A 12070-nucleotide genomic window follows, 5' to 3' on the forward strand; every position below is an offset into this window, starting at 1 on the left:
CATCCTATGAAAAAAGCGATCAACTCAACTATGCCATCATCAGCAGAAGGCATGAGCCGGATAGACGGACGGTTAAAAGTAACCGGCGCGGCTAAATACTCGGCAGAATATACGCCGGCAGGCTTAACTTACGGGGTTTTGGTGGGTAGCACCATCACCAAGGGCTCTATAACTTCAATTGACATCAAGGCTGCCGGGAGTGCGCCGGGAGTGCTTGCCGTAATTACCCATTTAAACGCGCCAAAGGTACCCGGCGATCAGCCGGAAAGTGGCAAGCCTGCCCGTCCGAAAGGTGCATTTAAGGTTTTTTATGACGATAAGATCTATTTCAATGGTCAACCCATTGCCCTGGTTATTGCCGATACTTTTGAGCGTGCTTTGTTTGGCGCGGGATTAGTAAAAGCACAATATAATGTTGATAAACACAGCACCAGCCTGCCCGATAATATCAATAAAGGTTTCGCGCCGCATGGCGATGGCACCTATAAACGCGGCACCGAAGATGCCTGGAAATCGGCACCGTTTAAGCTGGAGCAGGAATATATTGTACCTACTGTAACCCATAACCCAATGGAGCTGCATGCCATTATAGCCAGCTGGGATGCCAATAATAAACTATCTGTTTGGGATAAAACCCAGGGAGTTAAAGGAACCCAGGAGGATATGGCCCGTTTGTTTAAGATCCCGGTTGAAAACGTAAAGGTACACTCGCCATTTGTGGGTGGCGCATTTGGCAGCGCCCTGCGTACCTGGCCGCACGAGGTTGCTGCAGTTATAGGTTCAAAAGTGGTAAAAAAACCGGTTAAATTGGTTTTAAGCCGGGCAGATATGTTTACTTCGGTAGGGTACCGGCCATTTACCTGGCAAAAAATAGGTATAGGCGCTACAGCCGATGGTAAGTTGACAGGCATTACCCATGAGGCGGCAGGGCAAACATCATCCTACGAAAACTTTACGGAAGGATCTGTGCGGGTGAGCCAGAATTTATATGATTGCCCCAACGTGAACACTAAGTATCATTTAGTATCGCTGGATATTGCCACGCCAACCTGGATGCGCGGACCCGGCGAGGCTACAGGTTCTTTTGCGCTGGAATCGGCGCTGGATGAGCTATCTTATAGCTTAAAGATAGATCCGGTTGAGCTACGACTGCGCAACTATGCCGAAAAGGACCCGGAAAGCGGCAAGCCATTCTCCAGCAAGTTCCTGAATGAGGCCTACCAGTTAGGTGCCGACCATATTGGATGGAGCGAGCGTAAACAGGAGCCTGCATCTGTTAAAAAAGATGGCTGGTATGTTGGTTACGGCATGGCAGGTGGTATGTTTGGAGCCTATCGTGATGGAGCCACCATTAAGGCAAAAATGAATGCTGATGGTATTTTGCTGTTGCAGAGCGCCGTTACCGATATTGGGCCCGGAACGGGAACAGCGATGGTTTTGATAGCATCCGAACAAATGGGCATACCAGCCGAAAAGATCCGGTTTGAGCTGGGGGATTCGTCATTGCCAAATGCGCCAACCCAGGGGGGGTCGGCAACTACGGCAAGCGTTGGGTCGGCTGTGTATCAGGCCTGTGCCGATCTGAAAGAGAAATTCCAAAAACTTATTGGCAACGGCGGTACTGACAACCCGGATTACGCTAAAATATTGAAAGAACACAACCTGCCTTCGCTTGAAGTTGTTACAATAACAGGCGGCGGTAGCGGCAGGGAAAAATACGCCATGAACTCATGGTCGGTTCATTTTGTAAAGGTTTTGGTAAACCCGGCAACAGGTGTGGTTAAAATTGATAAAGTAGCAGCTGTGGCCGATTCGGGCCATATCATCAGCCCAAAAACAGCTCGCAGCCAGGTAGTGGGTGGTGCTATCGGGGGCATTGGTATGGCTTTGATGGAAGAATCGGTTATCGATCACCGCTATGGCCGTTATATCAACAATAACTTTGCTGATTATCATGTACCTGTAAATGCCGATATCCCGCAGATTGATGCCCTTTTTGTTAATAAACCCGATCCGATCATTAACCCAATGGGTGCAAAAGGTATGGCCGAGATAGCCCTTATTGGCATGGCCGCCGCAGTTGCCAACGCGGTTTACAATGCCAGTGGTAAACGGGTAAGGGATTTGCCTATTACACCCGATAAGGTGATGGCATGAAGCTTTGTTGTTGCGGGAGATGACCATGATTGAGCTGCGAATGTGCAGATATGCAGATTATATGCAGATGATTGAGCCGCGGATATGCAGATTACAGATGATTGAGCTGTGAATGTGCAGATTTCAAATGTGCAGATGATTATCGAAAGGCTTCATTTGCACATCTGAAATTTGAAATCCGCACATCTATAATTTCCTCGCCGCCACACCTTCATTAGTGATCTTAACAGGCTGTATCATTCCGTTCTTATCAAAATACATTTTATCAATGCACATTACGCGGTGGTTTGCATCAGTTTCTGTTAAGGGCCTGCGGTGGTAAACTATGTACCATTCATCAGTACCCGGTACGTTGATCACCGAATGGTGACCTGCTCCTGTTGCAATACGGGCATCTTGTTTTAGCACCGTGGCTATACGTTTAAACGGACCGAAAGGTGTATCGCCTACGGCATATGCAACGCGGTAATCCGGACCTGTCCAGCCGCCTTCGCTCCACATAAAGTAGTATTTGCCTTTGCGTTTGAACATCACCGGGCCTTCAACATAGCCTTCGGGAGTTATTTTTTTATAGGTTACGCCATCCTCAAACGGAACAACGCCTGTGAAATCATTTTTTAGTTTAACAATATTACACTGACCCCAGCCACCATATATAATATAATATTGGCCGTTATCATCCTTAAAAACAAACTGATCAATTGGCTGTGCTTTGTTGATGATCTGGTCTATCAGCGGCTTGCCTAAATAATCTTTGAACGGGCCGGCAGGGTTATCGCTTACGGCAACTCCTATGCCGCCTTTTTCGTTATTGTTCTGGATATCGTTGGCACCGAAGAAGATATAATATTTGCCATCCTTTTCGGCTACAGCCGGGGCCCATAAAGCGCGGCGAACCCATTTTATGCCACTGGTATCAACAATGTGGGGGTGTTTGGTCCAATGCACCAGGTCGGGCGATGAAAAGGCATCCATGTATACCTGCTCATCATATTTAGCCGAATAGGTGGGGTACAACCAGTATTGGTTATTGAAAATTTTAGCTTCGGGGTCGGCATACCAGCCTTCAACAACCGGGTTACCCGATGTTTTCTTGTCCTGCGCAAAAGCGTAATAAGCAGGTGCAGCCATTGCCACACCCAGTATCATGTTTAAAAGCACCTTTTTATACATGCTCATAAGCTGTATTTAACTGTTTTTTTTCGGCTTGTTCTTGTTCCAGCGCCTGTTGGGCCTTTGTGGGTTCCTTTTGTCGTCTCCGTGAGCGGCCTGTGGGGCCTGCTGTATTGAGGCCAGTTCATCAGGCAAACCAACCACACGGATAGGTCGCTCTATCAGGTGCTCTATATTTTTAAGCTTGCGCTCATCGCGATGGTTTACAAAGGTGATGGCGGTACCGGTTGTAGCAGCACGGGCCGTACGACCAATACGGTGAATATAATCTTCCGGATCGCCGGGCACATCATAGTTGATCACCAGATCGATACCCTCCACATCAATACCGCGCGAAAGTGCATCGGTGCCAATAATAACCGGCAGTTGTTTGTTTTTAAATTTCAGCAGGATTTCTTCGCGCTCCTTCTGCTCCAGGTCGGAGTGAAAGGCCATAGCGTCGATCTTGATGGCTTTCAATTCTTTGTATAATGATTTTACGATCTCCTTGCGGGAGGCGAAAATAATAGTGCTTGCATAAGCAGAATCGCGCAGGATGAGCTGTAGTAAAGGTGTTTTTTGCTGATCATGCAGGCGATAGATCTGCTGATCGATACCAACGGCGGGCTGCGAAATAGCAATATTGATCTGTTGGGGCTCTTTCAGGATAGCCTTAGCCAATGAGCGGATCCGCCCCGGCATAGTGGCCGAAAATAAAAGCGTTTGCCTGGTTTTTGGCAGATAGCTGATGATCTTCATGATATCATCCGAGAAACCCATATCCAGCATACGGTCGGCCTCGTCCAAAATCAAATGCGTTAAGTGGTTAAGCTTTAATACACCCGATGTAAGGTGGGCAATTAAGCGACCGGGAGTAGCTATAATAATGTTTACATTATTCTGGATGCCACGGCGCTGCTGCTCGTAAGCCATGCCATCGCCGCCACCAAAAACCGCTAAAGAGCTAACGCCGGTAAAGTAGGCCAGGCCTTCAACCTGCTGGTCAATTTGCTGGGCCAGTTCGCGGGTTGGCGCCAAAATGAGGGCGCTGGTTTGGTGTTTAGCGGTACCGGTAATATGATTAAGTATCGGCAGTAAGTATGCGCCTGTTTTACCTGTACCGGTTTGGGCGCAGGCAATAAGGTCTTGTCCGGCTAAAACAACCGGGATGGCCATTTCCTGTATCGGGGTAGGGGTGGTAAAACCCATACTCTCTATGCCTTCGAATAATTGTTCGTTGAAGTTAAAATCCTGAAAAGTCACTGTTTCTTATAAGTAAATTATGCAAGATATAAAAATTTAATGGGATAAGGGGTATTTACACAGCAGGACAGGGAAATCGCTTAAAAGGTCAAACCAGAAAAATCTGTTAAATGAAACTGTTTGGCACAGAAACTTTCACCACAGCGATGGGTTTCAAACCCATTGCTGTGGTGAAAGCTAACTTGTTTTTTACAATGTATTCTTACTCAGGAGTGTATATACTCCCTCAATTGCTCAATAGTTTCCTGCTGACTTAGGATTGTTTCCTTTACCAGGTCGTTACTGGAAATGATGCCGCAGAGTTTATCGTTTATAAAAACAGGCAGGTAACGGATATTGCTTTCGCTCATGATGTGCATGCAGGTATCTATGGAGTTTTCGGGCAGTATACGCGGCAGGCCGGTGCTCATGATCTCGCGTACCAGGGTTTCGTGCGATGATTTTCCTTTCAGGATCACCTTACGGGCGTAATCGCGTTCGGTTAGCAAACCGAGGTATTCATCATCTTCGGTTACAACTACAGAACCGATGTGTTTTTGGGCCATTAACTCTAAGGCTTCTAAAACAGATGCATCTGCATCAATACTAATAGCACCGCCACCCTTACGGGCCAGAATGTTTGAAACTGTTATCATGATACAAAGGTTATAATGAGGGAATTGGCTTTAACCAAATATAATAAAACAGAATTAAACCCCAATGTTTTTATTCATTATAAAATATCAACAATCGGGGCAGGCTGATATTGGGTTACGCCAGGTATTGTACCGGTTTATCCGGGCCGGCGCAGACCAATGATAATGATAACCGTCGCCAATTAGCGGTCAACTGTAATCCTACTGTAAAACCTCGGGTAGCAATGTGTTTTAATCTGGTTAAATACGCCCTTTTTTTTCAAGGTTTACGTTAAACTGACAGTGGTCCGGTTACACAAAAACGATTAATATTTAATATTGCGGCATCAAATTTAACAGCGCAGCATATTGCATTGTTAAGTATTTTTTATCTTAATTCTACTTCTATATATACAAATAACACCTACTAAATTGGCTACTTTTTTACCTTTTAAGGCATCATTTAAAAATACTGCCTTATTATTTCAACATACCTTTAATCCAGCTTTAAAATTGGTTTGCTGCATGGCATTGCTGATTTTGCAAGGCAGTTTTGCAGCAAACGCTGATACTTTAAATATTGATACCAACAAATCCGACTCGGCCCGCTTAAGTCAGCATATTATTAATCATGCATTTGATAATATTTTTGAAGAAAACATGAGGCTTTCGGTGGCCGGGAACGATTATTTCAACAAAGTAAAAACTCAGCTTACCACCGATCTGTCGCCCAATTTTATCCTGTTCAGTACGCCAAAATCACGTTTCTTTTTTGTGTTTAGCTCAAGGGTAAAAATTCGCCTGCTGAATAGCCGGGGAGCGCCGGTAAAATCGCCAAGCTATATGCCCAACGGGACCGTGTTTTACCGGCTTAATGAGGATACCTTTAAGCCAAAGTTTTTGTCGTTGGCTTATTCGCATCATTCAAACGGCGCCAGGGGGCCATCATTAAATAAAGATGGCAGCTTTAACGTTGATAGCGGTAAATTTACTACTAACTTTTACACGCTTACCTATTTTACAGGCAAACGGGTTGATAAACCCGGCCTTACCATTAACCGCTATGATAATGTAGGCCTTGAAGTACACTCGGGGCTGTTTAACCTTGGCCTTTCAGAAAATTTAAAAAACCATTATGGGTTTATCCGCATTAATGGCAGTCGCATGTATAATATTGTGAAAGCTTATGACGATCCCCTGGAGCAAGGAAGAACTACCTACCAAAACTGGCAACGCATCCAGTTTGATTTTACCTACATTGCTGATAAGTACGATAATTACTCGGCCATCGATATCAAAAAAAGGTTAAACGTAAGCCTTAGATATTATTACTCATTCCCCTTTATGCAGGGTACGGCTTTTATGCTTGGCGGCGGCTACCGCGGCCAGGACGATTATAACCAAAGTTTCCAGGATAGCTATGGCTATGTTACCGTTGGTATAGCGGCCGGTTTATCTTTTGGTTTCCATAAGCATGCCAGGGATTAAGTTTTGAGTTCTAAGTCTGGAGTTCGAAGTCGTAAGTCTAAAGTCAGAATTATTCCGGACTTACGACGTTAAACTTACAGTTAATTTGTATATCCATATTTTTACAAAGCCAATCGCGCTTGTTTGTAATTTATTTTTCCGATAATCGTTTTAGCATTAACAAAAAGCAGATATATTTAACCAACCTAAAGGTATATCTCCATTAATTATAAAACAAAACCGATGAAAAAAATCTTACTGAGCCTGATGGCTATCCCTGCACTGCATTTTGCTGTATTGGCCCAAACCAAGCCATTGTTTGATGGTAAAACAACCACCGGCTGGCATACTTATTTAAAAACCGGCGCAGGCGCATGGAAAGTTGTAGACGGCGCTTTACAGCTTGACCCCAAAGCCGAACAACAGGGCGACCTGGTTACCGATGCTGAATATGAAAACTATGAGCTAACCCTGGAGTGGAACATCACCAAAGAAGGTAACAGCGGAATTATTTTTGGCGTTCATGAAGATCCTAAATTTAGTGAGACTTATGTTACCGGTGTTGAGATGCAGGTGCTTGATAATAAAGATGCCAGCGACAATAAAAAAGCCAATCATCTTGCCGGTTCGCTATATGACATGAAAGCCCCGTCAAAGGATGTTGCAAAACCTGCCGGCGAGTGGAATAAAGTTAAGCTGCGTAAAAAAGACGGTCACCTTACTTTTTGGCTAAACGGAACCAAGATAGTTGAAACCCAGATAGGCAGCGATGAGTGGAAACAACTTATTGCCAACAGCAAATTTAAAACCTGGACAGATTTTGCCGCATACCCTAAAGGCCATATCGCTTTGCAGGATCATGGGCATGTGGTATCATTCCGCGATATATCAATTAAGCAATTATAAATTTTTTAACATAGATATACTTTACGCATAGCGTTCAATATATTTATACCAATAATTCCATTCAATGAATGCATATATAAACCGTGCATTTTTCCTGTATTACACAAAGGATATTTTTGAGATAATATGAACGATCTACAAATTAAAAAGTCATCGGAAACCTACGATGTGGTAATTGTTGGTTCGGGTGCCGGCGGGGGCATGGCCGGTTATGTTTTGGCCAACGCCGGCATTAAGGTGCTGATGCTTGAGGCGGGCGCCTACTTCGATCCGCAGAAGGATTCACAACAATTGAAATGGCCCTGGGAATCGCCGCGCCGCGGTGCGGGTACAACCCGTCCGTTTGGCGATTTTGATGCTGCTTATGGCGGCTGGCAAATTGATGGCGAGCCATACACCACAAAAGATAAAACCGAGTTTTACTGGTTCCGTTCGCGGATGCTGGGCGGACGTACCAATCACTGGGGGCGGATTTCGTTGCGTATGGGCCCGCGCGATTTCCAGGCCAAAGATGGCCTTACCGACGATTGGCCAATAACCTATGATGACGTAAAGCCTTATTATGATAAGGTTGACCGCATGATTGGTATTTATGGAACCAAAGAAGGTTTGGAGAACGAACCGGATGGTATTTACCTGCCACCGCCCAAACCAAGGCTTAACGAGCTGTATATTGTAAAGGGTGCTAAAAAGGCCGGGGTAACTATTATCCCGGGTCGTGGTTCGGTTTTAACCGAGGCCTTACCGGGCAATAAAGACCGTGGCGCATGTTTTTTCTGCGGGCAATGCGGTCGTAGCTGTAAGGTTTACGGCGATTTTTCGGCCTCGTCATGCCTGGTTATTCCGGCTGTAAAAACCGGGAATTTAAAAGTGATCACCAATGCCATGGTGCGCGAAGTGATCACCAATAAAGAGGGATTGGCTACCGGTGTATCCTATGTAAACAGGGAAGACCTGCAGGAGTACCAGGTAAATGCCAAAACGGTTATTCTTGGTGCAAGCGCGGGTGAATCGGCCAGGATCCTGCTCAACTCAAAATCAGCAGAACATCCGGGTGGGCTGGCCAATAGCAGTGGTGTTGTGGGGCGTTACCTGCATGATTCAACCGGCTCAAGCGCCGGAGGTTTCCTGCCACAGTTAATGGATCGTAAACGATATAATGAGGACGGCGTGGGCAGTGTTCACATTTACTCGCCATGGTGGCTTGATAATAAAAAACTGGACTTTCCGCGTGGTTATCATATTGAATATGGTGGTGGCATGCACATGCCATCATATGGCTTTGGCAGCGGCATTCACAATATGAACGGAGCTGTACCCGGCCGCGATGGTAAAATGAAAGAAGCCGGTGGTTACGGAGCATCATTAAAAGACGATTACCGCCGTTTTTACGGTACCCAGTTTGGTATGGCGGGCCGTGGTACTGCTATAGCACGTTATGATAACTATTGTGAAATAGATCCTAATGTGGTTGATAAATATGGCATCCCGGTATTGCGCTTCCATTACAAATGGGCCGATGATGAGATTAAGCAAGCAAAGCACATGCAGGAAACCTTTCAGGAAATTATGCACAATATGGGTGGTGCCATTTATGGTGGTCCGCAAGGCCCCGAAACTAATTACGGTTTAGAGGCTCCCGGCAAGATCATCCATGAAGTGGGTACCATACGCATGGGTAACGATCCTAAAAAATCGGCCTTGAATAAATGGTGCCAGGCGCATGATTGTAAAAACCTTTTTGTGGTTGATGCCGCGCCGTTTGTACAACAGGGCGATAAAAACGCTACCTGGACCATCCTGGCCATGTCTATGCGTACCGCGGAATATATATTACAGCAAAGAAAAGCACTAAACGTTTAACAAGCAAATCCATAAAATATCATGAACAGACGTGACTCCCTTAAAGCATTAGGCTTTACCACACTTTCGGCAGGATTATTACTGGAAGCCTGTAAACCCGGTACCCCCAAAACAGAAGAAGCAGCCCCGGCAGCGGCCGAAGCAGAAGCCGGGCGCCAGCCTTACGAGCTTGAACGCGATAAAAAACTACATGCCGACAAGTTTTTCACTGCGGCAGAAATGGCAACTATTACGGTGTTGGGCGATATTATTATCCCTAAAGACGCAAAATCGGGCAGCGCATCTGATGCCAAAGTGCCCGACTTTATCGAGTTTATTGTGAAGGATATCCCGGATCATCAAACCCCCATGCGAGGCGGCCTGCGCTGGCTTGATCTGCAATGCCTTAACCGCTATGGTAAGGTTTTTACCGATTGCAGCAAAGCCCAGCAAATTGAGCTGGTAGATATGATTGCCTACCCCAAGAAAGCCAAACCCGAAATGGCGCAGGGTGTAGAATTTTTTAACCGGATGCGCGATTTAACCGCATCGGGTTTTTATACCACAAAAATGGGTATTGACGATGTTGGTTTTGTTGGTAATAATATCAACAAATGGACAGGCGTACCTGATGATGTATTAAAGCATTACAACATGCAGGATGTAAAAGCCGGTGTTTAATACTAACAAAAAAAGGCCGTCTCATAAGTGATTATGAGGCGGTTTTTTGTTGGGTTAGTTTTTCTCCGGCTACCTGCTCAAGCCAAAAAGGGGAAGGTTTTTTTTATTAAATTTATCCCAGCCCGTAGTGCGGCAATTATACTAACCAGAAAATAAACCTAATTATCACGCAAATGCTTAAAACACGTGTATTTTGCCTTTTGCTTTGTTTTTTATTAATAGCCGAGGCCAAAGTATGGGCCCAGGCATTACCTGATCAGGTTGTTAAAAAAGTCAATTCTATTTTTGAATACTGGAACAAAACTCAAAGTCCCGGTTGCGTAGTAGGCATTGTCAGAAACGACACGCTTATTTTCTCCAAAGGATATGGTATGGCAAATTTGGAATACGCTATACCCAACTCACCAGAAACTTTATATCATCTGGCATCTGTATCTAAACAATTCACGGCCTATGCTATTGTTTTGCTGGCACAACAGGGTAAGCTTAACCTGGACGACGATATCCGTAAATATCTGCCATGGTTCCCAAATCTAAAGCAAAAAATAACTATCCGTAACCTGCTAAATCATACAAGCGGAATAAGGGACCAGTGGCAACTGCTCGGCATTTCGGGAACCAGGATTGATGATGTGATCACCCAGGAACATATCATTAAAATTTTGAGCAAGCAGCAGGCACTTAATTTTAACCCCGGCGACAAATTCATGTACTCCAATAGCGGATACACCTTACTGGCAGAAATTGTGAAGTCAATATCCGGCCAGTCACTAAGAAAATTTACAGACTCGGCGATATTTAAACCTTTGGGAATGGCTGGCACTCATTTTCATGATAATTATACCGAGATAGAAAAGAACAGGGCATACGCTTACGACAGAAAAGACAATACCAGTTTTAGTAATAATATTTTAAGCTACTCTACCGTAGGCCCCACCAGTCTTTTTTCTACACTATTAATGACCTGGCCAAATGGGTTATGAATTTTTACGATACCAGGGCAGGCAATCAACAATCCATATTACAGCTTACCCAAAAAACCAAACTAAATGATGGAACTGTACTGGATTATGCTGCGGGAATTATTTCTGCAAATTATAAAGGGTGGAAACAATACCAGCACGATGGGGCAGATGCCGGTTACCGTACCTATATTACCGTTTTCCCCGAACTGAAAACAGGTATTATTGTTTTAAGTAATTTGAGTGAAATATATGCACGGGAAAAAGCCGGCCAGATTGCAGATCTTTTGATTCCGGAAAAAACAGCCGTACCAAAGTCGGAAGAAAAGAAAAGGGATGTCAAAATACCTGTTGCGGAGCTGCCTTTTGTAGAAAAACAACAAGGGGACTATTTTAGTAACGAGGTGAACATGACAATGAGTTTAACTCTTAAAAATGATAGTCTGTATCAACGTATGGGAACAAATACGAGTGATTACCTGCTGACAAGAGAAGCGAAAAACACTTATTCTATTTTTTATGTTCCCGGTATTAAATTCAACTTCAATCAACAACCCGGAGATTACGATTTGACCATGAATACGCCGGGGGATGCGTACCGTTTTACAAGATTACCAAGCAAGATACAAGCTGACGATAAAAGCTTGTTGGGCTACACCGGCATTTATTATAGCCCCGAATTAGATTGTACTTATAAAATAACACTAAAAGACCACCAGCTTTATTTAACCAACAGCAAATATAACGACACGAAGCTGACGCTATTTGGACCAGACCATTTGCTTAATGACACGTGGTACATGAAACACCTTTTAGTCACCCGGAATAAAGCAAAGCAAATTACGGGTTTTGAGGTAGATAGCTGGCGGGTAATGCATTTGAAGTTTGTTAAAATTAAAGCGCCGTGATTATTACGTAGCCGAAAGTTTTTTTACACAGTTTAAGTACCTGCCTTTTTTGCTTACAATGTTCAATATCGCACAACACTGTCCACATGCGAACATATTTGCAATAGAAAATCTATAT

10 protein-coding genes are annotated in these 12070 nt (G+C 44.4%); 7 read left to right on the forward strand and 3 right to left on the reverse strand.

Going from position 1 to position 12070, the window contains the following annotated elements; all coding sequences use genetic code 11:
- The first annotated feature begins 6 nt into the window (after nucleotides 1-6).
- Nucleotides 7-2157 carry a xanthine dehydrogenase family protein molybdopterin-binding subunit gene (locus AC1DO4_RS15320; protein WP_477417279.1) on the forward strand — a complete coding sequence of 717 codons (2151 nt, stop codon included), beginning with the start codon at nucleotides 7-9 and terminating at the stop codon, nucleotides 2155-2157.
- Nucleotides 2158-2343: 186 nt separating this feature from the next.
- On the opposite strand, the gene AC1DO4_RS15325 is transcribed toward AC1DO4_RS15320, so the two are convergent.
- The 3 genes from AC1DO4_RS15325 to AC1DO4_RS15335 all read right to left on the reverse strand — a co-directional run bounded on the left by AC1DO4_RS15325 (nucleotide 2344) and on the right by AC1DO4_RS15335 (nucleotide 5207).
- A complete protein-coding gene (locus tag AC1DO4_RS15325) occupies nucleotides 2344-3336 on the reverse strand; it encodes a glycoside hydrolase family 43 protein (RefSeq protein ID WP_477417281.1) in 993 nt (330 codons plus the stop codon).
- 9 nt (nucleotides 3337-3345) lie between these two features.
- Nucleotides 3346-4572: a DEAD/DEAH box helicase gene (locus AC1DO4_RS15330; protein WP_477401349.1), complete on the reverse strand. Its 1227-nt coding sequence runs from the start codon at nucleotides 4570-4572 to the stop codon at nucleotides 3346-3348.
- A gap of 206 nt (nucleotides 4573-4778) precedes the next feature.
- Nucleotides 4779-5207, reverse strand: coding sequence for a CBS domain-containing protein (locus AC1DO4_RS15335; RefSeq protein WP_477417283.1), 429 nt, complete (start codon nucleotides 5205-5207; stop codon nucleotides 4779-4781).
- Between the two features lie 504 nt (nucleotides 5208-5711).
- Between AC1DO4_RS15335 and AC1DO4_RS15340 the strand changes: the two genes are divergently transcribed.
- The 6 genes from AC1DO4_RS15340 to AC1DO4_RS15365 all read left to right on the forward strand — a co-directional run bounded on the left by AC1DO4_RS15340 (nucleotide 5712) and on the right by AC1DO4_RS15365 (nucleotide 11952).
- Nucleotides 5712-6674: a hypothetical protein gene (locus tag AC1DO4_RS15340; RefSeq protein WP_477417285.1), complete on the forward strand. Its 963-nt coding sequence runs from the start codon at nucleotides 5712-5714 to the stop codon at nucleotides 6672-6674.
- Between the two features lie 222 nt (nucleotides 6675-6896).
- Entirely contained in the window at nucleotides 6897-7559 is a 663-nt protein-coding gene (locus AC1DO4_RS15345) for a 3-keto-disaccharide hydrolase (RefSeq protein WP_477417287.1), read from the forward strand.
- A gap of 126 nt (nucleotides 7560-7685) precedes the next feature.
- Nucleotides 7686-9422, forward strand: coding sequence for a GMC family oxidoreductase (locus tag AC1DO4_RS15350; protein WP_477401343.1), 1737 nt, complete (start codon nucleotides 7686-7688; stop codon nucleotides 9420-9422).
- A 21-nt stretch (nucleotides 9423-9443) separates the two neighbouring features.
- Complete coding sequence (locus AC1DO4_RS15355) at nucleotides 9444-10082, forward strand: gluconate 2-dehydrogenase subunit 3 family protein (RefSeq protein ID WP_477417289.1); 639 nt, start codon at nucleotides 9444-9446, stop codon at nucleotides 10080-10082.
- A 173-nt stretch (nucleotides 10083-10255) separates the two neighbouring features.
- Complete coding sequence (locus tag AC1DO4_RS15360) at nucleotides 10256-11065, forward strand: serine hydrolase domain-containing protein (RefSeq protein WP_477417291.1); 810 nt, start codon at nucleotides 10256-10258, stop codon at nucleotides 11063-11065.
- Entirely contained in the window at nucleotides 11062-11952 is an 891-nt protein-coding gene (locus tag AC1DO4_RS15365) for a hypothetical protein (RefSeq protein WP_477417293.1), read from the forward strand. Before AC1DO4_RS15360 ends, AC1DO4_RS15365 begins: the two co-directional genes overlap by 4 nt.
- Nucleotides 11953-12070 lie beyond the last annotated feature (118 nt).

This window comes from Mucilaginibacter sp. P5_A6 (genome assembly GCF_056400585.1).